This is a genomic window from Planomicrobium stackebrandtii, assembly GCF_030814955.1.
GTDB lineage: Bacteria > Bacillota > Bacilli > Bacillales_A > Planococcaceae > Planococcus > Planococcus stackebrandtii.
This window is the reverse complement of the sequence record NZ_JAUSWB010000002.1, coordinates 341,210-367,804: the sequence shown is the minus strand read 5'-3', so window position 1 is coordinate 367,804 and position 26,595 is coordinate 341,210. Positions and strand designations below refer to the sequence as shown.

At 46.9% G+C, this 26,595-nt stretch carries 29 protein-coding genes; 11 read left to right on the top strand and 18 right to left on the bottom strand.

Going from position 1 to position 26,595, the window contains the following annotated elements; translation table 11 throughout:
- Window positions 1–2: 2 nt before the first annotated feature.
- Complete coding sequence (gene speE, locus QOZ98_RS05380) at window positions 3–836, bottom strand: spermidine synthase (protein WP_308786465.1); 834 nt, start codon at window positions 834–836, stop codon at window positions 3–5.
- Window positions 837–1,270: 434 nt separating this feature from the next.
- Window positions 1,271–1,789: a YwhD family protein gene (locus QOZ98_RS05375; RefSeq protein WP_308786464.1), complete on the bottom strand. Its 519-nt coding sequence runs from the start codon at window positions 1,787–1,789 to the stop codon at window positions 1,271–1,273.
- Window positions 1,790–1,850: 61 nt separating this feature from the next.
- Here QOZ98_RS05375 and QOZ98_RS05370 point away from each other — a divergent pair, with 61 nt between their 5' ends.
- Complete coding sequence (locus tag QOZ98_RS05370) at window positions 1,851–2,036, top strand: 2-hydroxymuconate tautomerase (RefSeq protein ID WP_038704761.1); 186 nt, start codon at window positions 1,851–1,853, stop codon at window positions 2,034–2,036.
- Between the two features lie 310 nt (window positions 2,037–2,346).
- Here the strand turns inward: QOZ98_RS05370 and QOZ98_RS05365 are convergent, their stop codons facing one another.
- The 3 genes from QOZ98_RS05365 to QOZ98_RS05355 are packed head-to-tail and all read right to left on the bottom strand — an operon-like array spanning window position 2,347 to window position 5,022.
- Window positions 2,347–2,841, bottom strand: coding sequence for a YwgA family protein (locus QOZ98_RS05365; protein WP_308786463.1), 495 nt, complete (start codon window positions 2,839–2,841; stop codon window positions 2,347–2,349).
- Complete coding sequence (locus QOZ98_RS05360) at window positions 2,842–4,146, bottom strand: HD domain-containing protein (protein WP_308786462.1); 1,305 nt, start codon at window positions 4,144–4,146, stop codon at window positions 2,842–2,844.
- Between the two features lie 54 nt (window positions 4,147–4,200).
- On the bottom strand, window positions 4,201–5,022 hold the full coding sequence (locus QOZ98_RS05355; protein WP_308786461.1) for a lipoate--protein ligase family protein: 822 nt from the start codon (window positions 5,020–5,022) through the stop codon (window positions 4,201–4,203).
- A gap of 175 nt (window positions 5,023–5,197) precedes the next feature.
- Between QOZ98_RS05355 and hemQ the strand changes: the two genes are divergently transcribed.
- Window positions 5,198–5,947: a hydrogen peroxide-dependent heme synthase gene (hemQ, locus tag QOZ98_RS05350; RefSeq protein ID WP_142827088.1), complete on the top strand. Its 750-nt coding sequence runs from the start codon at window positions 5,198–5,200 to the stop codon at window positions 5,945–5,947.
- A gap of 347 nt (window positions 5,948–6,294) precedes the next feature.
- Here hemQ and QOZ98_RS05345 read toward each other — a convergent pair whose 3' ends face one another.
- Genes QOZ98_RS05345 through QOZ98_RS05330 form a run of 4 tightly spaced genes read right to left on the bottom strand, consistent with a single transcriptional unit; the run spans window position 6,295 to window position 8,412 of the window.
- Window positions 6,295–6,672 carry a DUF423 domain-containing protein gene (locus QOZ98_RS05345; RefSeq protein ID WP_308786460.1) on the bottom strand — a complete coding sequence of 126 codons (378 nt, stop codon included), beginning with the start codon at window positions 6,670–6,672 and terminating at the stop codon, window positions 6,295–6,297.
- 20 nt (window positions 6,673–6,692) lie between these two features.
- Entirely contained in the window at window positions 6,693–6,953 is a 261-nt protein-coding gene (locus QOZ98_RS05340) for a YwdI family protein (RefSeq protein WP_308786459.1), read from the bottom strand.
- 59 nt (window positions 6,954–7,012) lie between these two features.
- Window positions 7,013–7,687, bottom strand: coding sequence for a uracil-DNA glycosylase (locus tag QOZ98_RS05335; protein WP_308786458.1), 675 nt, complete (start codon window positions 7,685–7,687; stop codon window positions 7,013–7,015).
- 5 nt (window positions 7,688–7,692) lie between these two features.
- Window positions 7,693–8,412, bottom strand: a complete 720-nt coding sequence (locus tag QOZ98_RS05330) for a DUF4230 domain-containing protein (protein ID WP_308786457.1) — start codon at window positions 8,410–8,412, stop codon at window positions 7,693–7,695.
- 70 nt (window positions 8,413–8,482) lie between these two features.
- Here QOZ98_RS05330 and QOZ98_RS05325 point away from each other — a divergent pair, with 70 nt between their 5' ends.
- The 5 genes from QOZ98_RS05325 (at window position 8,483) to QOZ98_RS05305 (ending at window position 12,485) form a co-directional block, all read left to right on the top strand.
- Window positions 8,483–8,737, top strand: a complete 255-nt coding sequence (locus QOZ98_RS05325; RefSeq protein ID WP_308786456.1) for a hypothetical protein — start codon at window positions 8,483–8,485, stop codon at window positions 8,735–8,737.
- A gap of 60 nt (window positions 8,738–8,797) precedes the next feature.
- Window positions 8,798–9,631, top strand: a complete 834-nt coding sequence (gene pdxK, locus QOZ98_RS05320; RefSeq protein WP_308786455.1) for a pyridoxine/pyridoxal/pyridoxamine kinase — start codon at window positions 8,798–8,800, stop codon at window positions 9,629–9,631.
- A 291-nt stretch (window positions 9,632–9,922) separates the two neighbouring features.
- A complete protein-coding gene (locus QOZ98_RS05315) occupies window positions 9,923–10,273 on the top strand; it encodes a YojF family protein (protein WP_142827081.1) in 351 nt (116 codons plus the stop codon).
- Between the two features lie 14 nt (window positions 10,274–10,287).
- Window positions 10,288–10,977 carry a bacillithiol biosynthesis deacetylase BshB2 gene (bshB2, locus tag QOZ98_RS05310; RefSeq protein WP_308786454.1) on the top strand — a complete coding sequence of 230 codons (690 nt, stop codon included), beginning with the start codon at window positions 10,288–10,290 and terminating at the stop codon, window positions 10,975–10,977.
- Window positions 10,978–11,132: 155 nt separating this feature from the next.
- Window positions 11,133–12,485, top strand: coding sequence for a YjiH family protein (locus tag QOZ98_RS05305; protein ID WP_308786453.1), 1,353 nt, complete (start codon window positions 11,133–11,135; stop codon window positions 12,483–12,485).
- Between the two features lie 71 nt (window positions 12,486–12,556).
- Here the strand turns inward: QOZ98_RS05305 and QOZ98_RS05300 are convergent, their stop codons facing one another.
- Window positions 12,557–13,501 carry an L-threonine 3-dehydrogenase gene (locus QOZ98_RS05300; protein WP_308786452.1) on the bottom strand — a complete coding sequence of 315 codons (945 nt, stop codon included), beginning with the start codon at window positions 13,499–13,501 and terminating at the stop codon, window positions 12,557–12,559.
- 463 nt (window positions 13,502–13,964) lie between these two features.
- Here QOZ98_RS05300 and QOZ98_RS05295 point away from each other — a divergent pair, with 463 nt between their 5' ends.
- Genes QOZ98_RS05295 through QOZ98_RS05285 form a run of 3 tightly spaced genes read left to right on the top strand, consistent with a single transcriptional unit; the run spans window position 13,965 to window position 16,266 of the window.
- Window positions 13,965–14,792 (top strand): amino acid ABC transporter substrate-binding protein, encoded by an 828-nt coding sequence (locus QOZ98_RS05295; RefSeq protein WP_308786451.1) that lies wholly within the window; start codon window positions 13,965–13,967, stop codon window positions 14,790–14,792.
- Window positions 14,779–15,480 carry an amino acid ABC transporter permease gene (locus tag QOZ98_RS05290; protein ID WP_308786450.1) on the top strand — a complete coding sequence of 234 codons (702 nt, stop codon included), beginning with the start codon at window positions 14,779–14,781 and terminating at the stop codon, window positions 15,478–15,480. Before QOZ98_RS05295 ends, QOZ98_RS05290 begins: the two co-directional genes overlap by 14 nt.
- Before the next feature lie 36 nt (window positions 15,481–15,516).
- Window positions 15,517–16,266, top strand: coding sequence for an amino acid ABC transporter ATP-binding protein (locus tag QOZ98_RS05285; protein ID WP_142827075.1), 750 nt, complete (start codon window positions 15,517–15,519; stop codon window positions 16,264–16,266).
- Between the two features lie 36 nt (window positions 16,267–16,302).
- Here the strand turns inward: QOZ98_RS05285 and QOZ98_RS05280 are convergent, their stop codons facing one another.
- On the bottom strand, window positions 16,303–17,418 hold the full coding sequence (locus QOZ98_RS05280; RefSeq protein ID WP_308786449.1) for a mandelate racemase/muconate lactonizing enzyme family protein: 1,116 nt from the start codon (window positions 17,416–17,418) through the stop codon (window positions 16,303–16,305).
- 100 nt (window positions 17,419–17,518) lie between these two features.
- Here QOZ98_RS05280 and QOZ98_RS05275 point away from each other — a divergent pair, with 100 nt between their 5' ends.
- On the top strand, window positions 17,519–18,724 hold the full coding sequence (locus tag QOZ98_RS05275; protein ID WP_308786448.1) for a M20 metallopeptidase family protein: 1,206 nt from the start codon (window positions 17,519–17,521) through the stop codon (window positions 18,722–18,724).
- Window positions 18,725–18,841: 117 nt separating this feature from the next.
- Here the strand turns inward: QOZ98_RS05275 and QOZ98_RS05270 are convergent, their stop codons facing one another.
- The 7 genes from QOZ98_RS05270 to QOZ98_RS05240 all read right to left on the bottom strand — a co-directional run bounded on the left by QOZ98_RS05270 (window position 18,842) and on the right by QOZ98_RS05240 (window position 26,542).
- Entirely contained in the window at window positions 18,842–20,032 is a 1,191-nt protein-coding gene (locus QOZ98_RS05270; protein WP_308786447.1) for a glycine C-acetyltransferase, read from the bottom strand.
- 94 nt (window positions 20,033–20,126) lie between these two features.
- Entirely contained in the window at window positions 20,127–22,235 is a 2,109-nt protein-coding gene (locus QOZ98_RS05265; protein WP_308786446.1) for an immune inhibitor A domain-containing protein, read from the bottom strand.
- A gap of 206 nt (window positions 22,236–22,441) precedes the next feature.
- Window positions 22,442–23,575 (bottom strand): bifunctional cystathionine gamma-lyase/homocysteine desulfhydrase, encoded by a 1,134-nt coding sequence (locus QOZ98_RS05260; protein WP_308786445.1) that lies wholly within the window; start codon window positions 23,573–23,575, stop codon window positions 22,442–22,444.
- Entirely contained in the window at window positions 23,572–24,507 is a 936-nt protein-coding gene (locus QOZ98_RS05255) for a PLP-dependent cysteine synthase family protein (protein ID WP_308786444.1), read from the bottom strand. The genes QOZ98_RS05260 and QOZ98_RS05255 overlap by 4 nt, the downstream gene beginning before the upstream one ends.
- An 11-nt stretch (window positions 24,508–24,518) precedes the next feature.
- Window positions 24,519–24,992, bottom strand: coding sequence for an S-ribosylhomocysteine lyase (locus tag QOZ98_RS05250; RefSeq protein ID WP_308786443.1), 474 nt, complete (start codon window positions 24,990–24,992; stop codon window positions 24,519–24,521).
- 12 nt (window positions 24,993–25,004) lie between these two features.
- A complete protein-coding gene (locus QOZ98_RS05245) occupies window positions 25,005–25,640 on the bottom strand; it encodes a class I SAM-dependent methyltransferase (RefSeq protein WP_308786442.1) in 636 nt (211 codons plus the stop codon).
- A gap of 260 nt (window positions 25,641–25,900) precedes the next feature.
- Window positions 25,901–26,542 (bottom strand): YczE/YyaS/YitT family protein, encoded by a 642-nt coding sequence (locus QOZ98_RS05240; RefSeq protein ID WP_308786441.1) that lies wholly within the window; start codon window positions 26,540–26,542, stop codon window positions 25,901–25,903.
- Window positions 26,543–26,595 lie beyond the last annotated feature (53 nt).

Sequence of the window (26,595 nt, the reverse complement as noted above, 5' to 3'; positions counted from 1 at the left end):
GCTTATTCGCCTGTTAAATCTTTCACGAATTTCGGCAATACGAAAGCAGCATTGTGCAGCTCAGGTGTGTAGTATTTCGTGTCGATTTCATGGAAACGCTCGGCTGGAACTTCAAGCGGGTTGTATTTTTTTGAACCTATTGTGAATGCCCACAGTCCGCTTGGATACGTCGGGATGTTCGCCAAGTAAAGCTTAGTAATCGGGAATATTTCCTTGACATCGCTTTGGACTTGTTTGATCAAATCGGCTTTAAACCAAGGGTTGTCGGATTGCGCCACAAAAATGCCGTCTTCTTTCAAGGCTTTTGAAATGCCTGCGTAGAAGCCTTTTGAAAACAAGTTTACTGCCGGTCCGACCGGTTCAGTTGAATCTACCATGATGACGTCAAATTCATTGTCCGATTCTGCAATGTGCATAAAGCCGTCTCCGACAATCACTTCCACACGTGAATCTTCCAAGCCTGATGCGATGCTTGGCAGGAATTTTTTCGAGTACTCGATCACTTTGCCGTCAATGTCGACAAGCGTCGCTTTTTTAACTGATGGGTGTTTCAGAATTTCACGGATGACGCCGCCGTCTCCTCCGCCAACTACCAATACGTTCTCCGGATTCGGGTGCGTGAACAATGGAATGTGCGCAACCATTTCGTGATAGACGAATTCATCTTTTTCAGAAGTCATGACCATGCCGTCCAAGAACAGCATGTTGCCCCATTCCGCTGTTTCTGCCATTTCCAAGTATTGAAAATCCGTTTGTTCCGTGTGAAGCGTCTTGTTGATCTTCATCGTAATCCCGAAATTCTCTGTTTGCTTTTCTGTATACCAAAATCCTGCCATCTATAATCAAACTCCTTTTCAATCTGAATAAAATCCACTTAAAAAAGTATAAGTGTTTTCAATAAAAGTGCAATATTTTTTTGCCTCTTCTTCTTTACCCGCTGGAAGTGCCGCTACACAAAAAATAAAAAGGTTTCCTGTACAGGGAATCTTTTTTCCCTTCACAGAAAACCTTTTTAAAGCCTGATGGTGCGGAGAAAGAGACATGAGGCATTGGGCTTGGGTTTTAATCGCAATGGCTCACGGCACTTGCTCGCTATCAGGTGTCCTAGCTTTCTATTGAAAAGCTGTATTTCTAGTGTACTGCCTTTTATAAACAACTTCAACCATCCAATGGAAGCAAATTGAAATGTCACATTCTGTTCAAAAACCTGCAATTTTAATAGATTTTCCGCTTTGGCATTTCCATCATTTATTGGCCAAGCAGAACTCCTTTACTTGCGGCCAAGGTCCAGGTGGAGCTGTTCTACGCTGCGCTGCCACATTTCCGGATTGTGGGTTTCCAAGTATTCAGCCAGCACCCCTTTCGATGGTTCATCCATATGGTCAACAAGAATTTTGCGCTTCATCGATTTGTCCATGCGGTTGACGTGATCCGCTAAAATTTTATAGCCGCGCCGTTTCTCACGATTGACGACCATTTCACATGCTGCAACTCCGGCGTAGTATGGGCCTTCCGGATTGAAATCGATGGTGATCCATACAAGCCAGTAATCTTTGCCGCCTGCAGAATCTTCCCGGTTGGTAGTGAACTTAATGCCGCGCTCCACTTCGCTGCGGGCGTGCATCGCGCCGATATCAATAAACGCTTCCTGCTCTTGCACGTCAATGAACAGTGGAGAGACATTTTCCAAGGATAAAGACCCGATGCCATAGCCTTTATGGCCAGCTGTCGGATCGTTTTTTATAATGGTAAAGCCTACTTTTTGTTTTGGTTTTTCTTCGTTCGCCATTGTCTGAATCCTCCGTTCTGCTATGATGAAAGTATTCTCAAGAAAAGGAGCTGTACCCATTATGCCATACGTAACTGTAAAAATGCTCGAAGGCCGCACAGAAGACCAAAAACGCGCGCTTGTCGAGAAGGTGTCCGAAGCTGTTTCTGAAACAACGGGCGCACCTATCGAAAATGTCACTGTCTTTATCGAAGACATGAAGAAAACCGATTACGGCACAAAAGGCAAACTGTTTTCAGATCAGTAAAGAAAAGTGAAAGCAGCCGTGTAGATTCGACTGGCATAAGACACTCTGGCGAAGCGGCATTTTTTCAGCCGCACAGCTAGAGTGGCTTATGACCCTAGAATCTGGCTGCTGTAACTAGACATTAAGAAAAGTGGGAATGCCCGTTCAGCTCTGAAAGGCATAAGGCAGACCGGCGAAGTGGCGCTCTTTGCCATACAGCTGGGTTGACTTATGACCCGAAGAGTTGGCCATTGCAGCTAGATACCAAAAGAAAATCAACTTCTATCACGCGAAAGCTCCTGTTGCAGGAGCTTTTTCATTTCCACTTTCTCTACGCGCTCAATTCTTCAATAAAAGCAAGAGCCTCATCGATTTCCTCTGCGGTAAAGTTCAGCTTGCCTTTGACCACATGCAGCTTGTCGATTCTCTCCTGGCGGTTCAAGTTATCAAAATACAAGAGAGTTGCGGTCAATTCCAGGAATCGGCCGCTTTTGGCATTCAGTTTTTCCGCGGTCACTGGGTTATCCAAAACAGATTTCCCTAAAACTTTGCGGAACTCCATGCCTTCTTCCGTTACGGTGTATTTATATTGAACGTAAGAGCCTTTGTCTTCCAACGCTTCGGACAAAAAGCCCATATCGCATAATTCCTCTACACGGGCAGTCAGTTCTTCTGAATACGGACCATAAATATGGAACTCGTATTTTTCCTGGAACGGCATGTCCATCTTCTTCATTATGTAAATCATTTTCTGCAATTTCTTGCGGCCGGTTACACCTTCCGCTGTGGCAATAAAGTCCACAATTTTTGCGTGTTCCTGGAGCAACTAGAGCCCTCCTTCTCGAAGCATTTCCAAAATCTGCTGCTTGATGGCTTTTTTCTTACCATCGATCAACAGCTCTGCTGGAAAATATAATTTATAATCGGTTCTGCGTTTGCCTGAAATGGCGTCCACAATCTGAGACAAACGTGATAATTCCTTGATGTCGCCGTTTGGCATAAGCAAATGGATCGGCAGACGCTCTTCTTCCTCACCCGGTCGGTAAAAATCGTAAGGCAGATCGGACGTAGAGTCATCAATCAAATAATACTCCGGATCGATGCCGGCAGAATGAAACAATTGTGCCAGTTCGCCCAGCTTTTTGTAGTCCTTGCCCGGGTCGAAATCCACATATTGAAACAGGCGCCGGTTAACAAACCGGTCACAAAGGTCCGCCAAAATGGGATCACGCTCCGTCATCCACAATTGGAAATACGTCATCAGAACGCCTTCGTCGAGAGCCAAATATTCTTTCAACGTAAAACTGCGGTCAAAAAACGCCAGAAAATGAGTCGGCGGCTGCGCAAATTTATAGCCGCTTTTGCTCAATTCTTTTGCACGCTGCAGAATTTTCCGCAAAATCACTTCTGCGCTGCGGGCAACCGGGTGGAAATACACTTGCCAGTACATCTGGTAGCGGCTCATGATGTAATCCTCCACGGCATGCATGCCGCTCGATTTGATGACAACCTGGTCATCCAGTGGGCGCATGACCCGCAGAATCCGTTCCATATCAAAATGGCCGTAGGAAACCCCTGTATAATAAGCATCGCGCTGGAGATAATCCATACGGTCTGCATCGATCTGGCTGGAAATCAATGAGACGACTTGTTTATTCGAATACGTTTTGGCAATAACTTCTGCCACTTTTTTCGGAAATTCCGCAGACACCTTCAACAGGATTTCATTGACCTCTGTGTCGCCCAGCAGGATTTCCCGTGTGAACTCCTCGTGGTCGACAGAAAAGACTTTTTCAAATGAATGCGAAAACGGACCGTGCCCCAGGTCGTGGAGTAGCGCTGCGCACAAAACAACGAGACGTTCGCTTTCATCCCATTCCGGACGGCCATGGAAAATGTCATCTGAAATTCTTCGGACGATTTCGTAAACACCAAGTGAGTGGTTAAAACGGCTGTGTTCCGCGCCGTGAAAGACTAAATACGAGGTGCCCAATTGCTTGATCCTGCGCAAACGCTGAACTTCACGCGAATTGATGAGATCCCAAATCACTTGGTCGCGCACGTGGATATACCGGTGAACCGGATCTTTGAAAACTTTTTCCTCAGCTAACTTTTGCGTTGCGTAGCTCACTCGCGCACCTCCAGATTTTTCATGTACCAGCTATTCTACACCAGCGCCGCTCCTCTATTCAAGGGGGCGTTCCAGCATCTTGCGGTTGCGTTCGACTACCCGCTCCAAATAAAATCCGTACAATGCCGTTTCATCCGGCTGCAGCGGCATTGGTGACGGTGCGCCCATCAAGGCATGGAGGTCCAGCACCACTTCCTGGACCGTCATTTTTCTGCCGAGCAGCTCACTGAGCGACGCCATCGTTTCGGGTTTTATTTCCGGATAAGTGAATTTTGTTTCTTCGCCTTGCAGCCCGGCCTCATAAAAGTCATGGATGACTCTTGCGCGTTCTGAACCGCTTCCTTCGATACATAAATAAACTTGCACCGCGATGCCGCGGCGGATCCGGCGCTGTGAGATGCCGGCAAATTTACGGCCCCCAATGCTCAGGTCATAAGATCCCGGACAATAGGAACCGACAATTTCATAGGCTTCAATAGCCGCTTCCGGAAACAGTTCACGGACCAAATCGAGCATCAGTTCATAGCCCGCTGAAATATCGATTGCGTTCTCCTTTTCTGATAAAACGAGGGAAATGTTCAAGACGCCTGCGTCCAGCACGACCGCCAGTCCGCCTGAGTTCCGAACAATCGGTGTAAAACCATGTGCTTTCAGTGTATCCATGCCTTCATCGATATGCGGCAGACGGTGATCTTGAATTCCCAGGACCACAGTATCGTCGTGCACCCACGTACGGACCGTCGGAGCACTTTTCCCCGATCCCACCAGTTCACAAAGTGTATCGTCCGCTGCAAATGACTCCAGCGCGGAACGGCTTTTGGCGCTTAGGGACTGGTCCCAAAAACGCCAGGATGTTTCTTCAAAAAATAACGGCATGCCCATTTCTCCTCTTCCTGCAATTCCTTGTCTTCAGTTTACCCTTTTCGCCATCCGCTGAAAACCCGTGCGCGTCATGTCAAATTGGTGACAGCCATTAGTTTTAAAGGCAGTTGGAGGGGCAATGTGATAAACTGTTTGGTGAGAGAGTTACATTAAAAGGAGTGTTTGAGCAATGAATGAAGCAGCGATTACATTAGACGGCTGGTACGTCCTGCACGATTTCCGGTCGATGGACTGGGTATCATGGAAAATGCTTGAGGACGAAGAGCGCCAATTCGCGATCGACGAATTCCAGGCATTTATGGAAAAAGTGAACCAAGCCGATGAAAATAAAACCGGAGCACATGCTTTATATTCAATTGTTGGCCAAAAAGCTGACTTGATGCTGATGATGCTGCGTGAAACAATGGACGAATTAAACGAACTTGAAACAGAATACAATAAGCTGACATTGATCGCTTATACCGTTCCTACGTATTCATACGTTTCAGTTGTCGAGCTTTCCAACTACCTTGCTGGAAAATCCGACGAAGATCCTTACCAAAACCCACATATCCGTGCACGCCTATACCCTGAACTTCAGCGTTCACAGTACATCTGCTTCTACCCGATGGACAAACGCCGCGATGGCGATGACAACTGGTACATGCTTCCGATGGACACGCGCAAAGAGTTGATGCTGTCCCACGGCAAAATCGGCCGCAGCTATGCCGGCAAAGTAAAACAGATCATCTCTGGATCTGTCGGCTTTGACGACTATGAATGGGGCGTCACTCTTTTCGCAGACGACGTTCTTCAATTCAAGAAATTGATCTACGAAATGCGCTTTGATGAAGTCAGCGCGCGTTATGCCGAATTCGGTTCATTCTACGTAGGCACACGACTGGATGCCGAAAGAACCGTTAAGTTTCTGGAAGTTTAATACATTTTATGTGGGAAGCCGCCTTTTGGGCGGCTTTTTTGTTTGATTTTATGTAGACCGCACCTCGCGGAGTGATTTCCGCACCTCAAACGGATGAAAGCGCACCTCGATGACCCATTTCCGCACCTCAAACGTCCGGAACCGCACCTCGCCAAGACTTAACGAAGGCTTCCCCCCTCTAAAATTTCCAGTTATTTGGATATACAGTCCAAATTAAGTAAGATACTGTCCATTCCACCTCAAATACTGTCCAAACTTCGAAAATACTGTCCAAACAACCACTTTTACTGTCCGCACCGCAAAAAAGAGGGCCATCCGCATAAAACGGATTGCCCTCTTGCGCACTATTACAATGCTTTTACTGCAGCAATGATGACCATTACCCAGGCTGCGATAAATGCAACGCCGCCGATTGGCGTAATGGCACCGAGAATGCTGATGCCCGTTAAACTCAAAATATATAGGCTTCCTGAAAAAATGACAATTCCAGCGAGCATTAAATAACCTGCCCAGTTCAGCGATCCGAGATTCCCAAGAAGAGACGAGCTCATCAAAATCGCGATGACCATCAAGCCGACTGCGTGGAACATCTGATACTGTACAGCAGTCTGCCATGTATCCAAATACTTGTCCGCAACGCGCCCTTCCAGCAGATGTGCGCCGAACGCGCCAAATGCGACAGACAGGAGGGCGTTAACCGCTCCGGCAATCAAGAAAAATTTCATATTCAGCTTCCTCTTTCCATTTAAAATTCAAACAGCGAATCGCCGTTTGCGTCTTCTTCTTTCAGCTTGTTGACAGCAGTTACCGTCTGCGGCTGAGGGGATGCAAGCGGCACAGCACGCGGTGCTTGCTTGTCGATTGCCGGTTGATCATCCTCCAGCAGCAAATCGCATAATGCGCGGATTGCCGCGACAGAGTCACGCACCTTTGCCGGATCGCCGCTTCTCGCACGCGCCGTATGCTTGTCAATTTCATTTAAAATACGCATAGTATCGATGGCCATGTAACAGCCCCCTCTCCGTTTCGAATTAACTTCAGTTTACCACGGCATTCTATCACTGGTCAGTCTAAACAGAAATCGATGGGCTGCTGTCCGCGGTTTTGTAACAGACTGTTCACTTTTGAATATGGCCGACTGCCAAAAAATCCCCTACTGGCGCTTAGAGGGCTCGGATGCGGTGCTTCTAACACATCATGCTTATCAAGGTCGATAAGCCTTTTTTTCGTTTGGGCAGGTTTGCCCCACAACACAAAAATAATCGGCTCCTCGCGCTCGGACAATTTACTGATCACTTTATCCGTGAACGTTTCCCACCCTTTATTGCGATGCGAATTGGCTTCACCGGATCTTACCGTCAGCACGGTGTTCATCATCAGCACGCCTTGATCAGTCCATTTCGTCAATGTGCCGTCCTGTGGTTTCTCGCAGCCAACGTCTTCTTTCAATTCTTTGAACATATTGCGCAAACTCGGCGGATGCGGCACTCCCGGCTGAACCGAGAAGCTCAGGCCATGCGCCTGGTTCGGCCCGTGATATGGATCCTGTCCCAAAATCACCACTTTTACATCCTTGTACGCGGTATGTTCGAATGCCGACCAGATGCTTTCCATAGCCGGGAAGATGGTTTTCGAAGCATACTCTTCTTTTAAAAACTCTCGCAGCTCCAAATAATATGGTTTTTCGAACTCTTCACCCACGACTTCCTGCCAGTCGTTGTGGAAAATCTGTTTCTTCATATTCCTCACTCCTCAAACTCTACTGTTACATCATAGTCGACCAGGCCAAACATATCTTGGACCGAGCGCGCGGCATTGTCTTCTGCAGTTTGCAGCACGCCTTGGCCCTCCGTTTCCTCGAGCATCAAGGTTTTCGCCTCTTCTGCCAGTTCATAGGCTTCCGAAATGTCAGCGCCGTCGCGGAACAGCCCTTCATACGAATAAACTTCTACCTGATCCATGAACAATTCCGGTCCTCCGAGAAATTCTGCCGGCGGCAAGGTCAGTGTGGCTGTCTTGGCTTCTTCATCAAGAACGATGTCGTCCTCGCTCACTTTGGAGAAATCGATGCCGGCGCGGACCGATCCCGGAATCACAACAAGCAATTGCCGTCTCGTGCCGGGCAGGTCCAGACCGATTTCCCGGCCAAATACCGCATTGTCTTCGCGTTCGATGATAACTTTCGAGAAAGCTTCCGCTGTGGACAATTCATTCAAATCCTGTACCTGCTCCAAAAAAGCGCCTTTGCTTTCCGTAAAGGTGCTGCCCTGGATCATCCAAAATGCACCTAATGGCAAAGCCACCAGCAATAGCAATAAAACCGCAAGCAGCACAAGAAAAGAATTGCGCCATACGCTCATCATCACTTTCGTACTTTTCCAAAAGCCCGATTCTTTTGTATTTCCCTGTTCTTTCATTTCCGCCAATAAACGTTCAATTTCTGTCATCTTCGGATCTTTTGCCAATAAAACCCCTACTTTCCTATGTTCTATTCATCCTGGCTTCATGGTACGATTGCTTAAAGGAGCGATCAGGATGGCCGATTGGCGCGAAAAAATCACCAGTGTTTCAAAAACTAAAGGCACGAGTGCTCCAGAAGGCGCAAAGCGCGCCGGATTGGGCTGTCTCGGCCTAATTGTAGCAGCTATTTCCATTCTAACATTACTTATTACGATCGGTCTTTTCAAAAGCGGCTATGGATTGATGGGGGTTTTAACAACCGCATTTTTGGTTGTCTGCATTGCCACAACCGTCCTGCTGCTTGCACCGAGTAAGCGCAATCCATTGTAAATGTTCGAATTTTTGTTAAAATGAGGGCAATGACATAATCCATTTAAAGGAGATATTCGAATGACACTCAAAAAAACTTTAACAATCGCTGGGTCCGATACTTCCGGCGGAGCAGGTATACAGGCAGACCTTAAAACGTTCCAGGAGCACGGCACGTACGGCATGAACGCATTGACCGTCATCGTAACCATGGACCCGGAAAATGGCTGGAGCCACGGCATCCACCCAATTGCGCTGGATACGCTCGATGCCCAATTAAAAACAGCGTTCTCTACCGGCGTCGATGCTTTGAAAACGGGCATGCTGCCCACCGTTGATATCATCGAAATGGCCGGCAAAGCAATTGCCGAGTCCGGAATCAAAAATGTCGTCATTGATCCGGTTATGGCCTGCAAAGGCGAAGATGAAGTCTTATTCCCTGAAAATGTCGATGCCATGATCAAGTATTTATTGCCAAACGCCAAAGTGGTGACACCAAACCTGGTGGAAGCAGGGCAATTATCTGGACAAGGCACCTTGCAAACTGTTGAAGACATGCAGGCAGCTGCAGAAAAAATTCACGCGCATGGCGCTGAGTTTGTTGTCATTAAAGGCGGCAAGCAGTTAAAGCATGAAAAAGCGGCAGATTTGCTGTTTGATGGCAAAACTCATTATTTGCTGACATCTGAAAAAACCGATACTACTTACAACCACGGCGCTGGCTGCACATTTGCGGCAGCAATCACGGCCAACCTGGCAAATGGCCAATCGGTCAAAGACGCTGTCCTCAACGCCAAAGTTTTTGTGGCAACAGCAATCCAGCACGGCTGGAAGCTGAATGAATACGTCGGCCCGGTTATGCACGGCGCTGCCTCGAAATTTACGAAACCCGAAGTTGAAGTAACTGAGTTATAAGAAATAATAAAAGCGTGCCGGATTTTTTCTTCGGCACGCTTTTTTGCGACCGGATTTTATTGTTGTCGGAATGAAGTGCGGTTTTCATGTCGTGAGGTGCGGTTATTGTCGAATAAGGTGCGGTTTTCGACCGGTGAGGTGCGGTTATTGCAACATGAGGTGCGCTTAACAACATTTGAGGTGGGGTCGGGAGAAATCTCAGCATGATCCTGGCCCCGTAAAGCATCCTAATCGCATTCTCTGCCATAATTCCCTATACTGTTAGAATACCGATTCTATAGGAGGAACATCATGGAACTAGTTGAAGTAAAAAAACTGCAGGTTGAGCTGGACGCATTCGCAGGCAGAGATGTCTACCTTCATTTGGAAACGACAAACGGCTCGTATGCGACACATTTTAACGAAGGCTTTTTCAACGCCGGTGCTTTTATCCGCAACGTTGTCATTAATTATGAACTTGGAAAAGTAGTCGGTGACAGCCCGCATCGCGTTGGATTGAAATTGCCGCACGGCTGGGTCTATGCGCAAGGCATCACTCATTACGAATTGGACGATCAGGGCCGCTTGCTTCTTGCAGGACACGACGGCACTGGGAAATTGGCGGTGGCGCTGCAGATCAGCGAAACACCGTTCAGTTATTAAGGGAGGCACTCACTATGACAATTTCACAAGAACGCCATGTGCTGGTCGTCTTCCCTCACCCGGACGATGAAGCGTTCGGAGTTTCCGGAACGATCACCACACATATCAAACAAGGCACCCCCGTTACATATGCGTGTCTGACACTTGGCGAAATGGGCCGCAACTTGGGCAACCCACCATTTGCTACAAGAGAATCACTTCCCGTAATCCGCAAAAAGGAACTTCAGGCCTCTGCAGATGCAATGGGACTGACCGACCTACGGATGATGGGGCTGCGAGATAAAACCCTTGAATTCGAAGACGACGAGAAGATGGTCGGACTGATGACGGATCTGATCGAAGAGCTGAATCCTTCGAAGATCATCACCTTTTATCCTGACTTCGCTGTCCATCCGGATCACGAAGCGACTGCCCGTGCAGTTGTCCGTGCTGTCCGCCGGATGACAGATCGCCCGACACTGCATTGCGTCGCTTTTGCAAATAATACCCTTGAGGTGCTCGGCCAGCCGGATATCGTTTATGACATCCGGGAAGTCCGCGACCAAAAGATGAATTCCATGAAAGCCCATATCTCCCAAACCGCCTGGATGCTTGAAGAAATGGAACACAAGCTTCAGCAGGGCGATACGGAGACGGAAAACTGGCTGACAAAAGAGCGATTCTACAATTATCGTTGGCATGAAGATTTCGAAAAGTCCTTTTAAGGAACCTCCCTCAACTTTTTCTCAGTTGGGGGTATTTTTTATGGACGTTTTCAGATAATATAAACATTGGCTGTAAAGCGTTTTCATAGGGGAAAACCGCTGTATAATCAGTTATAATCTTGTGTATTCATACACGAAGAAAAGGGGAATTAATTGTGAAAAAGTTTTCAGCATCAACATGGATCCTGTTTTTAGTACCATCCTTGTTGGGGGTTCTGCTATTTATCGTTCCGGTAAAGTATGATGGCGAATGGATTGTTTCAATCGCTTTACTGGCAAATCTTATGGCTGATGCCATTGCACCTATCGCACCTTGGATTATGCTTGTCATCTTGTTAATTGCCGCCATAGGCTCAGTACTGGCAATTTTTAGGAAAGTCAACGAAAAACATGATGCACCTTTCTTTGAAAAATTATTCAATGTGAACTTATTCTGGACCATTGTCCGGGTTGTAGGTGCTCTGTTTGCCATTATGGTGCTCTTCCAGATAGGCCCTGAAGCCGTATGGAGTGAAAATACAGGTGGCCTGCTCTTATCAAGTACGGGGCTTTTGTCTTTCCTCTTCACCATTTTCCTGTTTGCCGGATTGTTCCTGCCGTTGCTGATGAACTTCGGATTGCTGGAATTCTTCGGAACGATGATGGTAAAAATCATGCGTCCTTTGTTCCGCCTTCCCGGCCGCTCTTCTATTGATGCTTTGGCTTCCTGGGTAGGAGATGGAACTATCGGAGTTTTATTGACAAATACTCAATACGTCCAAAACAAATACACACAGCGCGAAGCCGCTATCATTGGTACTACTTTCTCTGTCGTTTCAATTACCTTTGCTATTGTCGTTATCCAAGAAATCGGGCTCGGCCAATACTTTCTTCCTTACTATGCGACAGTAATTCTTGCTGGTATCATTCTGGCATTGATTATGCCGCGCATTTACCCTTTGGCCCAAAAACCAACCACTTTCATGAATGGCGATGCTCAGGATACCCAATCGGAAAAAGTGCCTGAAGGCTACAGCGTAGCTTCACACGGAGTTGAAAATGCTTTAACAAAAGCTTCCGAAAATAAATCTGTCAGCAAATTCTTCAAAGACGGCTTTAAAAACGTTCTGGATATGTGGATCGGAGTTGCGCCGGTTGTAATGGCTTTCGGCACAGTTGCCTTGATTCTGGCTGAATATACCCCTGTATTCTCTATCCTGGGAACTCCTTTTGTTCCTTATTTAAACTTGCTGGGTGTTCCGGAAGCAGCTGAAGCAGGACAATTGATGGTTGTCGGTTTTGCCGATATGTTCCTGCCAGCTATTCTCGGCGCAGACATCGAGTCTGAAATGACACGTTTTGTTGTCGCCACTATGTCTGTAACACAACTAATTTACATGTCTGAAGTCGGCGGATTGTTGTTGGGTTCCAAAATACCCGTCAACATCTTTGACCTAATCGTCATTTTCCTGCTTCGTACAATCATTGCTTTGCCGATTGTTGTCGGTGTCGCACATTTGTTATTTTAATCAAATCAAAAACGCCATCCGCGGCATGCGGATGGCGTTTTTAGCATTTCGGCTCTTTTAGTGGGATTCACTTAAACGAGCTGAAGCTTTTTTTTTAATTTTTCCAGCATATCGAAAGTCATCGCATCCAAATCGTAAGAAGCCTTAAAGCCCCACTCCGATTTAGCGGCAGAAGCGTCAATGCTGTCCGGCCAGCTGTCTGCAATTTCCTGTCTAGCGGGATCGACCGCATAAGACATTTTGAAATCAGGAATGTGCTTGCGGATCGATGCTGCAATTTGTTCAGGCTCAAAACTCATGGCCGTTACATTAAATGCATTGCGGTGAATCAGTTTGGCAGGATCTGCTTCCATCAAATCAACGATGGCTTGCAATGCATCCGGCATATACATCATGTCCATATACGTACCTTCTGCAATGTATGATGTATAGCTGCCCTGTTCAATCGCTTTGTAATAGATATCGACGGCATAATCTGTCGTGCCGCCGCCGGGCTGTGCCACGTTTGAAATCAGTCCCGGGAAACGGACGCCGCGCGTATCGACGCCAAACTTCGTATGGTAATAGTCACACAGCAATTCGCCGGCTACCTTATTGACACCGTACATAGTGGTTGGCCGCTGCAGCGTGTCCTGTGGTGTGTTGTTTTTTGGTGTTGATGGACCGAATGCGCCAATGGAACTGGGTGTGAAAAATTGCATGCCAAGCTCACGAGATGCTTCGAGCGCATTTACAAGGCCGCCCATATTCAGGTTCCAGGCAAGAAGTGGTTTTTCTTCAGCAGTCGCCGACAGCAAAGCCGCCATGTGGACCATTGTATCCGCTCCAAAATCCTTTGCCAAATCGTGCATTCTCTGTGCATCTGTCACATCCAAAATTTCAAATGGGCCTGATTGATCGGCAGTCTGTCGAATATCTGTTGCCAGTACATTGTCATTGCCATAAATGCTGCGCATTTTCCCGACAAGCTCCGACCCTATCTGTCCCAAAGCACCTGTAATCATAATTCGTTCCATTTTCAACACTCCTTTTCGATAAAACATTTGTCCTGTCTAAAAAAACAAAAAATCTCTTATAAACCTTGTTAATTTAAGCTTTATTATTAAGTTATTATAAGATGTTCTCTTTAAAAACACAAATACTTTCTTAAAAAAAGAATAGCAAACCGGCTATATTCGTTTCTTAAAGCGCTCTTGGTGATTAGGCTCGTGCGTTTTGACAAAACGGCGTAAGAATAGGATTTTTTTGCGTTCGCTTCATTTGAGACTGGCTTAAAGGCGTGCTATAATAAATCAGCTTCAGGATTCCGATGGATTGAAAAATAAATATTCCTTTTTTTAATTTTTAAACCAACTATTCCAGTTGGTGAAACTGGCTTTATTATTTGTAAGCATTATTTATGGGATGAACTAAAGGATTATCTACAGTCGCAGCGGGATCATGAAACACAAAACTACAAAAGAATAGAGGAGAATTTTTATGAAGAAATTTAGTTTGGCATTTTTATTATTAGTGGCAATGCTGGTATTGGCGGCTTGCGGCGGTGGATCGACTGAAGAAGATCCAACTACGGACGATGCAGCGGAAAACAGCGGAGCAGAAGACGATCTATTGGCTAAGGTTCAGGAAGAGGGAACATTGGTTATCGGTACCGAGGGAACTTACCCTCCTTTCACATTTCACGATGAGTCAGGCGAACTGACTGGCTTTGATGTTGAAATTGCACGTGAAGTGGCAGAACGCCTTGGCGTCGAAGCAGAATTCCTTGAAACGCAGTGGGACGCAATGTTTGCAGGATTGGATGCTTCCCGTTTTGACATGGTTGCCAACCAAGTCGGCATTAACCCGGATCGTCAGGAAAGCTATGAGTTTTCAGATCCATACATCACTTCTACTGCAGTATTGGTAGTTGCAGAAGACGACACTGAAATTCAAAGCTTTGAAGATTTGGAAGGCAAGTTATCTGCGCAGTCTTTGACAAGCAATTATGCTGAAACAGCAACTTCATTTGGTGCTGAACTTGAAGGCGTTGAAGGATTCAACCAAGCAATCGAATTATTGAACTCTGGACGCGTTGATGCGACAGTCAATGATAATTTGACCGTTTTGGATTTCCTGAACCAGCGTCCGGATGCACAAGTAAAAGTTGTCGACGAGTCTGAAGATGCTGCACAAAGCGGGTTGTTGTTCAGACAGGACAGCGGCGCAATCGTGGATGAAGTCAACCAGGCTTTGGCTGACATGATCGAAGACGGCACATACGACGAAATTTCAGAAAAATGGTTTGGTGAAAATGTACTTGAATAGTATTTTCTCGGATCCGGTCAGAATGGAACGGCTTGTGGATATTGCGCAATCCTCATTTCTTCCATTAATCGAGGCAACGATTCAATTCACTTTGCCTCTATCGATCATTTCCTTTATTTTCGGATTGGTGTTGGCGATTTTAACAGCCTTGGCGCGAATTTCAACGGTGAAAATCTTTCAGATCATCGCCCGGGTTTACGTTTCCATTATCCGAGGTACGCCGCTATTGGTTCAATTGTTCATCCTGTTTTACGGATTGCCGACACTCGGAATTACGATTGATCCATTCCCAGCGGCAGTCATCGGCTTTTCGTTGAACGTCGGAGCTTATGCTTCCGAAGTGATCCGGGCAGCCATCCTGTCGATTCCAAAAGGCCAATGGGAAGCAGCAGACACGATCGGCATGTCTTACACACAATCTCTGCGGCGCGTCATTTTGCCGCAGGCATCACGTGTATCTTTGCCTCCCCTTTCGAATACGTTCATCAGCTTAATTAAAGATACGTCGCTTGCATCTCTTATCCTGGTTACTGAGATGTTCAGAGTCGCCCAGCAAATCGCCGCGACCAATTACGAGTTCCTGCTGTTATATGGACAAGCGGCCTTGCTTTACTGGGTCATCTGCTTTGCCTTGTCACTCGTGCAAGGAAGGCTCGAAAATCGCTTTGACCGCTACGTTTCCAGATAATAAAAGCAGTTTACTGATTGCAGTAAGGAGTCCAATATGATTTCAATCAAAAATTTGCATAAAAAGTTCGGCGATCTTGAAGTGCTGAAAGGCATCGACGCAGATGTCCAAAAAGGGCAAGCTATCGTGGTCATCGGGCCTTCCGGTTCCGGTAAAACGACGTTCTTGCGCTGTCTCAATACATTAGAGACACCGACTTCCGGTTCCGTAACAATTGACGAGCAAACCGTCGACTTTTCCAAATCGTTGTCGAAAAAGCAGATCATGGCTTTTCGCAAGCAGTCGGCAATGGTCTTTCAGCATTACAACCTGTTTCCTCACATGACAGCTCTTGAAAACGTCATGGAAGGTCCCATCACGGTCCAAAAACAGGATAAAAAACTGGCCAGAAAAAAAGCCGAGCAGCTGCTGACGAAAGTCGGGCTCGGCGAAAAAATCAATGAATATCCGTTCCAGTTGAGCGGTGGCCAACAGCAGCGTGTCGGCATCGCCCGTGCGCTGGCACTCGAACCAAAAGTCATGCTGTTCGATGAACCGACGTCTGCCCTCGATCCCGAGCTGGTCGGCGAAGTGCTGCAGGTCATGAAAGATCTTGCAGCTGAAGGCATGACGATGGTCGTGGTGACCCACGAAATGCGCTTTGCCAAAGGCGTCGCAGACGAAGTGCTGTTCATGGACGAAGGACGCATCATCGAACGCGGCAAACCGGAGGACATTTTCAATCACCCGAAAGAAGAACGAACCCAACGTTTTTTGAATTTGATCCAGAAAACAGATATCATTTAAAAAACTCGCGCCCCTTGGGGTTCGCGAGTTTTTTTGTTATAGTTGGCTGCTCCACTGTTGAACGGTCAGTTTCTCCAATTGCGCTTGGTCGACTTCTACACCAAGGCCGGGTTTGCCCGATAACAATACGTAAGGATGCTGGTAGTCTAAATCGCCGATTTCTTCACTGAACAGCAAGGGACCTGTAAGTTCTGTGCTTTCAATATTGATGCGCGACATCGCCACATGATAACCAGCAGCTGATCCGACGGATGATTCCACCATAGAGCCGATTTGGCATAGCATGCCTGCTGCTTCGGCGGTTTTTGCCATTTGCGTGGCGTGGAAAATGCCTGCGCATTTCATCAGCTTGATGTTGATGACATCGGCCGCTTGCAGCCGGATAATTTCCAGTAGGTCTTCCATTGATTGAATGCTTTCGTCAGCCATGATCGGAACGGCTGTTTTCGAACGAACCTCAGCCAGTCCACGGATATCGCCCATCCGAATCGGCTGCTCGATCCAGGCAATGTTTGCCCCTTCGAGCTGTTTGATCGCTGCTACGGCAATGCCCGGTGTTTTCCATCCTTGATTGACATCCACACGTATCGGCATATCTCTGCCAACTGCTTCGCGAACCGCTAAAATCCGGTCCACATCTTCCTGCGCCTGTCCTTTGCCCACTTTTAGTTTTAAAGAAGCATAGCCCATTTCAACTGCGCTTTTTGCTTTCGCTGCCATGACGTCAGGCGCTTCGATGCTGAGAACTCTCGGGTAATCCAAGTGAGTAGTCGCTTGTCCTCCAATCAAGTTGTAGACTGGCTGGCCCACCGCTTTGCCCATCAAGTCGTAGCAAGCGATATCCACAGCGGCTTTAGCTGCTGAGTTTCCTGCCATCATGTTCTGCATTTTTGAATGGATGGCTTCAATGTCGAACGGACTCATTCCGATTACGGCCGGCAGGAACAACTCCTTCAGTATTTCAAATGCTGATGAAAAATATTCTCCTGTAACGTGCTCATCCGGTACCGCTTCCCCGTAGCCGATCAAACCCGTATCAGTTTCCAATATGACGATCAATGCCGGCATATCCGGATAAGTTGCATAGGAAACGATGAACGGCTCGTTGAGGGGAAACCTCACCGCATGCAATGTTGCTTTTGTGATTTTCATTTGACAGCCTCCAATAGATTTAACTTCCTGTATACTTCTACTATAGTGAAATTTAGGACTGATTGATATTATATTTTTATAGCCAAAGGAGTTTTAAGAAATGACAATAACCCAGCACATTGAATCGCTGTACAAAGAAATGGTGGACACAAGAAGGCATTTGCATATGCATCCCGAGCTGTCGCATCAAGAAGCGGCCACCCCGGCTTTTATTGCAGATCGACTGGAAGAGATGGGCGTAGATGTTCGCCGTGGTGTTGGCGGACGCGGAGTTGTTGGGACAATCCGTGGCGGCAAGCCTGGCAAGACAATTGCGTTCCGTGCAGATTTCGATGCACTGCCGATCGACGACCAAAAAGATGTATCTTATAAATCCACTGTGCCCGGCGTCATGCATGCATGCGGACACGACGGACACACTGCCGCTTTGCTGGGCTTTGCGAAAGCGATGATGGCCATTCAGAACGAATTGGCGGGCAGCATTGTGCTGATCCATCAATTCGGTGAAGAATTGTCGCCCGGCGGTGCACGTGCCATGATTGAGGACGGCTGTTTGGATGGTGTAGATGCTGTTTACGGCGCTCACTTGCAAAGCAAACTGGACAGCGGAAGCATTTATTTGCGTGACGGCTTTTTACAAGCTTCCGAAGATACCGTTAAAATCGTCGTCCACGGTTCTGGAGCTCATGGAGCAGAGCCGCATAACGGCGTCGATCCGATTTTGGCCGCCAGCCATATCATGATCGCGTTGCAATCGATCGTCAGCCGCAATGCTGACCCGCTGAAAGAATTGGTCGTCTCGATTGGCAAGTTTCATGCAGGCGATGCGGACAACGTTATTCCGGGAAAAGCTGTATTAGAAGGCACGATCCGCGTGTTTGATCCCGAGCTGCGCAAACTTGCCAGCCAGCGTCTGCGGATCATTGTGGAGAACGTCGCCACCGCGATGGGTGCCACGGCTGAAGTGTTTATTGAAAACGGCTATGATGCGCTCTGGAACCATCCGGCCGAAGCTGATCTGATCCGCAGCGCTGGTCGCAAGTTGATAGGTGAAGAAAACGTCGTGGAAATCGATCCGGTCATGCCGGTCGAAGATTTCACTTATTTTACACAGGCAAAGCCCGGAGCTTATTTTTTTGTCGGAGCCAAAATGGAAGACGGTGATGCCGTTTACCCGCATCATCACGAAAACTTCGATTTTAATGAAACCGCGATGCTGGTGACAGCGAAAATGTTCGCCGCGATCTACTTTGAGGCGCATGGATTGGCTTTGGACAGTATTCCGGCCGTTTCGGACAGTATTTGACGGAGTTTGGACAGTATTTTCTCCGGTTGGACAGTATATCACCACATCCGGACTGTATAGGTTATATTTGGAAATAAAAACACGCCGGGCAGCATGTGCCCAGCGTGTTTTCGTCTATTACTTGATAACGCCCAATTCTTTGCCGACTTTTTCGTACGTCGCAATGGCTTCATCTAACATTTCTTTTGTGTGGGCAGCTGTCGGCATATTGCGGACGCGTCCAGTGCCTTTTGGAACGGTTGGGAAGACGATCGATTTGGCATAAACGCCTTCGTCGAACAAACGCTTGGAAAATTCCTGCGTCAGCTTCTCGTCGCCGATGATGCAAGGCGTGATTGGCGTTTCTGAATGGCCGATATCGAAACCTAATGCATCGAGGCCTTTCTTCAAGTAATCGCCATTGTCCCATAACTTATCATGTAATTCTGTTGAGTCGATGATCATCTGTACCGCTGCTGTGATGGCTGCAACGTCGCCAGGAGTTACCGCTGTCGAGAATAGGAATGGACGTGAACGGACTTTCAGCCAATCAATGAGATTTTTCTTGCCGGCTACATAACCGCCGACAACGCCGACCGCTTTAGACAAGGTCCCCATTTGCATGTCGATCTCTTTTTCAAGACCGAAATGCTTCACGGTTCCCTTCCCTTTTCCAGTAACACCTGAACCGTGTGCATCATCCACATACGTAATCAAGTCGAATTCTTTCGCGATTTCCACGATTTCCGGAAGCTTGGCAATATCGCCATCCATTGAGAAAACGCCGTCTGTGATGACCATAACTTTATTGTAGAGACCTGACTCTGTTGCTTCTTTTGCTTTTAGGCGCAGGTCTTCCATATCAGAATGTTTGAACGCGATGATTTTCGCTTTTGACAAGCGGCAGCCATCAATGATTGATGCATGGTTCAACTGATCGGACAGAATGGCATCATTTTTATCCATAACAGCTGAAATAGCTGCCATGTTGCAGTTAAATCCAGACTGATAGGAAATAGCAGCTTCTGTGCCTTTAAACTCGGCCAGCTTTTCTTCCAATTTCACATGCAGATCAAGCGTTCCGTTGATTGTCCGGACCGCACCTGCGCCGACTCCGTATTTATCGATGGCATCTTTTGCCACTCTTTTCAAGTCTTCGTTGGTCGCAAGCCCCAAGTAGTTGTTCGAAGATAAATTGATCAATTCTTTGCCGCGAACTTTTATGATCGCGCCATTCGGTCCTTCAACCGGATCAATCTCATTGTAAAGGCCTTGTTCTTTTAGTTCTGTTAAGTTTTCATCTAAAAATGCATCTAATTTTTTTGACAATGTCCTCTTCCTTTCACAAACGATTTCAGTTTCCATCTTACCATAACGGCAATTTTCTCCAAAAGAAAAAGCGGACCGGGGTCCGCTTTTCGCCTTATTTTTTGCCTTTGTTATTGCCTTTTCCTTTGTTTGGGTTGTCCGTCTTGTAAATCACTTCGTACGTGAATTCTTTCGCTTCTTTCTGTCCTTCTTCCGCAGCATAGGAAGTGATCATTTTGACATTGCCTTCGCGAAGCACCTGTTGCAAATCAAGCGCCTGTTTTTCCGTTACGTTGTAAGGATCAACATGGAAGACACGTTCCTTGCCGTTTTTCTTCGTTTGGATAAATGTTGTGGTGAAATTTACATAGTCACCTTTCAATTGGCCTAATGACTGGAAAGCCTCTGTTGAAGATCCGTCAGCCGAGAAATCACCCAATTGAACGTTCTTGATGAACCATCCTGTATCGTTATAGCCCCAGTCGGTCAAGTTCCGGAATGACACCAATACGTCTTGTCCAGCATACGCTGAAAGATCAAATGTTTCTGTAGACCAATCCAATTTGTGGCCAGTGAAACCTGGTACATTTTCCTTGATTGTCGGGTAACCCTCTTCTACGACATCACTGCGCGTGTTGTCATTTTCAAGAGACGTCCATGTTTCACCATTATCAGTCGAAACCTGAACTACAGCATAATCCCAGCCTTCTTCAATATCGTAATAATGGTCAAACGTCAGCTCCGGGTTATCTGCTGGAACAGTTGCCCCGAAAATCAATGCCTGGTCCGCTTCGTCGCCGTTGTTGGCGTGCAATACTTGTTCAGAAGCATCTAATGGATTTGCAGCAGTCTCCCATTGCAAAGGAAGGAAATCAACGCCGTCAAATTCCAAACCGCGAACATCTTTGCCAAAGTTGAATTCTTTAAAGTCACCGCCCCATGCTGGAACGCCTTCTTTTTCAAAAGTTTTCGCTTTTTCAAAGTCTACTGTTTTGCCGCGTACTTCGCCGGCAGTGCCAACTGGCAGACTGCGCAGGTCGATGCTGTCGATATTGTAATCGCTGCTGACGTCTGAATTGTCCAAAGTCAACGCCGTCATGAAGTTTTGATAAACTTCTGTGAATGTCTTATTGGTTCCATAGTCTTGCAGCACTTTGTTGACGCTCGCCATTCCTTGAGTGTCGCCATCTGTCGCTAGCTCACGGATAAATTCCTGTCCAAATTTGTCGTACATGTAAAGAGTGAACAAGTAGACCTGGCCATAATCTGCAATTGTTTCAGGTCCAGTTGCTGCCGTACCATGTTCATCCCAGTTTACTAGAGAGTTTTCTGGATGATCCAAATAGAAGTTGATCGATCCTTCACCGTGGCCATAGCCGCCAAGAAACTCAGAGAATGTTGACATGCCCTCATTCAACCAGGTTTCTTCAGATCCATCGTTATCTGCTTGGATCAAATGCTGCAATTCATGGATTGTCGTTGCAAAAAACGTATTTTCAAGGCGAGTTTCCCAAGAATTCGTATCAATTGTGATGATGTTGCGGTCTGTGTAGTTTTCAAGTGTCTGCCAGAAGAAGCCGGCCACAAAGAATGGATAGCTTGGGTTGTTCCAGCCTTCATCCTGAACGTTATCAACCAGCATGATGACTTTATCGGATCCTTCGTAATAGCCTTCAGGTAGACCCACCATGCCAGGAAGCGGCGAGTTGGAGCCATCCAGCTCATCTGGTGTTCCGAAGAAATCAGTCGCAACTGGATAGATGTTGCCTTCGAATTCGTCACGCAATTTATCTACCTGACCTTGCGTCACCACATCAGCGGGTCTCGGATTATCCGGCCCATAAGCCAAATCTTTGGCTACCCAAATCTCTACATTATCTCCGACACTACGCAGTGTAAATTCTTTAAAAGCTAAATTGCGGTCCAAGAATAGTTTAGTACCGCCATCGTATGTAAATGTCCCCTCGGCTGCCGCTTCAGACGTTTCGCCTGTCACATCATCAGCCTGCGCTTTTATCTTTTTATCCGCTTCTTTTTTGAAGTTTGCATCTTGCGTCAACTCATTCAGGCTTTGATCGATATCGATCCGGTCCCCGTATCGTTCACTGTTCCAGTCATTCGCTGTTGGTACTGCCTCGGTTGGTGCCGCTGCAGCTGCTGGCGCGAATAAAGATAAGGTTAACGCACTAGCCGACAAAATCGATATCCATTTGCTGTTCTTCATGTTGCATCCCCTTTCGAACTGTCAGAATATTATTTCTTTGGAAATCTTACCATGACAGAATAGTCTGAAGAATAGGGAAGAAGATATATTTCGAGTCACGAAATTACAGGCGATTAGAGTTATATTCCTGGCTCGCCGTTAGTTAAATAGAGTCGGAAAAAGAAAAGAGAAAAAGAAAAAACCGCCTGGCATAGGCGGTTAGTCACTTATTTTAATGCATTTTCCAGATCTTCTATTAAATCTTCAACATCTTCTATACCGACTGAAATCCGGACAAGCCCTTCGACAATGCCCAGCTCTCCGCGGCGTTCGATTGGAATCGAAGCATGCGTCATTTGTGCCGGCACGGAAATCAAGCTTTCAACAGCACCCAGGCTTTCAGCTAACGTGAAGTATTTCAGCTTGGCCAAAAGTTCACCGGCTTTTTCCTTGCTGCCTACATCAAACGAAATCATACCGCCAAAACCAGTTGCCTGTTTCTGCATTAATTCGCGTCCTGGATGGCTTTCAAGCCCTGGGTAAATGACCTTGCCAACCGCGTCATGCCCTTCCAGGAACTCAGCAATTTTCTGTGCATTGGAATTAGCTTCTTCCATGCGCAAGCCCAATGTTTTCAACCCGCGGATCAGCAGCCATGAATCCTGCGGCCCTAAAATGGCGCCGATTGAATTTTGGACAAAATGGACCTCTTCGGCCAATTCTGCTGAATTGACAACTACCAGTCCCGCGACAACATCACTGTGTCCACCGATATATTTGGTCGCACTATGGACGACAATATCAGCACCCAAAGCAATCGGGTTCTGCAGATATGGCGTCATGAATGTGTTGTCGACAATCGTCAGCAAGCCTTTCGATTTCGCGAAGGCTGCGACTGCTTCGATATCCGTTACTTTCAATAGTGGGTTGGTCGGCGTTTCAATGAAAATCGCTTTCGTGTTTTCTTTGACTGCCGCTTCCACTTCCGCTAAATTTCCTGTATCGACAAATGTGAATTCCAAGCCAAAACGGTTTAGCACTTTGTTGATAACACGGTAAGTTCCACCGTAGACATCATCTGTCAGAACAACATGGTCTCCTGCTGAAAACATCATCATCACTGACGAAATGGCGGCCATTCCTGAGCCGAACGCAAAGCCGGCGTGGCCGAATTCCACATCTGCAATCAATTCCTCGAGTGCATGGCGGGTTGGATTTCCCGTCCGTGAATATTCATAGCCTTTAAACTTGCCAACCGCTTCCTGCTTGTACGTACTGACCTGATAAATTGGTGTGGATACGGCGCCCGTTGCTTCATCTCCAACGATGCCGCCGTGGATTAATCTTGTTTTTGGTTTCATTGCTGATCCTCCTCAAAACTTCTGCCATAAATATTTTGGCTCATATACCGTTCGCTCGAGTCTGCAAACACAGTCACAATATGGCTTCCCGGTTTCGCAACTTCCGCTTCCCGCAGCGCTGCCACAAAGGCGGCGCCTGAAGAGCTTCCCACTAATAAACCTTCGTTTTTCGCCAGCTCGCGGACGGCCATGAACGCTTCTTTATCCAGGATGGTGTGGATGGCTTCAAAATAGCGGTCATCCATATAATCCGGCAAAAACTCCATGCCGATGCCTTCCGTCAAATGTGGCCCTGATGGACCGCCGTTTAAGATCGATCCTTCCGGTTCCACAATGACTGTTTTGATGGCTTCGTTTTTGGATTTCAAATAACGTGCGGTGCCCATAAAAGTGCCGCCGGATCCAGCTCCCGCAACAAAAACGTCAATATTGCCCTCCAACGCTTCCCATACCTCGGGTCCAAGTGTCCGGACATAAGTTTCCGGATTTGCGGGATTGGAAAATTGAGAAGGAGAAAATGCCCCTTCCGCTTCCACCAGTTCTTTGGCTTTGGCAATTGCGCCTTTGATGCCTTTTTCGGTCGGCGTATTGATGACTTCTGCTCCCAATGCACGCATCAGTCCCTGCTTTTCCTGGCTGAACTTTTCCGGCACGACAAATTTCACGTGGTAGCCTTTGCCGATTGCGGCGATGGCAAGTCCGATGCCGGTATTGCCGGCCGTCGGCTCAATCATCGTCCCGCCCGGTTGGAGCAACCCGCGCTCTTCGGCATCTTCTATCAGCGACACACCCAAACGGTCTTTGACGCTGCCCCCTGGATTAAAATACTCTAGCTTGGCAAAAATGCGGCAGCCGTTCGGAATTTCACTGTGTGTCAATTCCAACAGCGGCGTGTTGCCGATCAACTGCTGAATTTCAGTAACATATTTCATCGTTATTCTCCTTAGATCGCTTCATCTGCGAAAACTTGGCGCCATTGGTCTTTTTTCTCCAGCATTTCACGTGCTAACTCTTTTGCCCCTTCAAGGCTATGGCTTGCAGCCCAACCGCATTGCACTTCGTTGCAGGCCGGCACTTCGTCTGCTTCGATAACGTCTTCTAATGTATTTTCCAAAATGCGGAGAACATCTTCATAATCGTCGTGATTGATGACAGACAAGTAGAAGCCAGTTTGGCAGCCCATCGGCCCAATGTCGACAATGTCTTCCGAATGGTTGCGGCTATGTTCAGCCATCATATGCTCAAGCGAATGAAGCCCAGGCATATCCATGTGTTCTTTGTTCGGCTGCTTGAAACGAATATCGTATTTGCGGATCGTATCGCCTTTGGCTCCAGTTTTTTCTCCTGCCAAACGTACATATGGTGCTACTACTTTTGTGTGGTCCAAGTTAAAGCTTTCAACATTCATTTTTTTCATCTAAATCGCTCCTTATTTTTTAGTTGCGTCAATCAGAAATACGTAATTGTTCATCCTCGACAATTTTACCGTAAACCCTGCATCCGTGGCCAGCTTTTCCATGACAGGAACCGTTGTGTAATATTCACGGTTCAAGTCCTCTACTAGATTAGCATGACCTCTTGTTTGTTCAAATGCAACGATTTCCTTTTTAGCACTCTCTGAAGCAAACAAGGTATCCGCAAAAACCACTTTACCGCCTGCCGGCAATTGCTCCGCATAAATTTTGAAAGCTTGTGCTTTTTCGGCATCCGTCAAGTGATGGAACGCGTATGAGCTGACAAAGCTTTGCGGTTTGATGCCTGCTTGAAATTCTAAAAAATCACCGTCAATGAGCGTCAGGTCCGCTAACTTTTCTGCCGTTGCTTTCCGCATGGCTTCATTTGGTTCAACGCCCACCACTTCCAGCCTTCTGGCCAAAAGTTTTTCGGTCAAATTGCCGGTGCCAACACCAAACTCTACAACCGGTCCAATTGTTGCATCAGCTACTGCCTGCAGAATCTCATTATATTTTACGAATACATCCCTGTACTCCTCGTCTTTTCCACTGACTGAATCGTCATACGTATGAACCCACTCATCAAATATTTCCACAAATTCTCTTCCCATAAAAATGCTCCTTTTTGTTTATATTCAACAAAACCAATAGAGTTACTCGGCTTTATTTATAACATATTGCGGCAGCAGTTTCAACTATATGAAACGGTTCTTGAATAGAGGTTTTCCAAAGGCTTTGCTGCTCAGATTCCGCAAAAAAAGCCAGGCTATTTGCGCCTGGCTTGCCGTTTCGGGCAATATCACTGAAGAATTCATTGATTCGAAAAGGAAGTTGGTATTTCTTTAGAAAAGATGGATGGAGCTCCGTTTACTTATATTTTGAGAATCGGTGGAACCTCTTCTTTTTTGCCGATGAGCGTCACCAGCAATTTTTCAAATTGCGGCAAGGAAACTTGGACAATTCTGCCCGTCAGCAAGGCGACCGCAATGGTTCCGATGCCAACAGGTCCCCCCAGCAGCCAGCCGAGCAACGCAACACCCACTTCGATGCCTGCCCGAACCACGCTGATGCTGAGCCCTGTTTTATTGACCAGCAGCATCATCAGGCTGTCCCGCGGTCCAGCACCAATTTTCGGCGATACGTACAAGCCTACGCCATACCCCGAAACAACAATGCCAGCTGATAAAATTAGGATTTGCCCGACCAGCGTCTGAATATCTGGAATGAGGAAATTAAAAATATCAATAAAAATGCCAACCAGCAGCATGTTCAAGAAGGTGCCAACTTGTGGGATTTTCCGTGTGAAGAAAGCCGTACAAGCGATCAGCGTAAAGCCAGCAATGACAGACCAGGTTCCGATCGTCAAACCGAAATTCAAATACAGCCCGACATGCAGCACATCCCATGGGCCAATGCCCAACTTGCTCCCTTTGATGGTCATGGTAAACCCAAGAGCCAGCACAACCAATCCGACAATAAAAAACAACCAGCGGTAAAACAGCGAACGCTTCATCCAAATCCTTCTTTCTTCTATTGTGATATGAAAAATCCACCCATTCAAAAAGA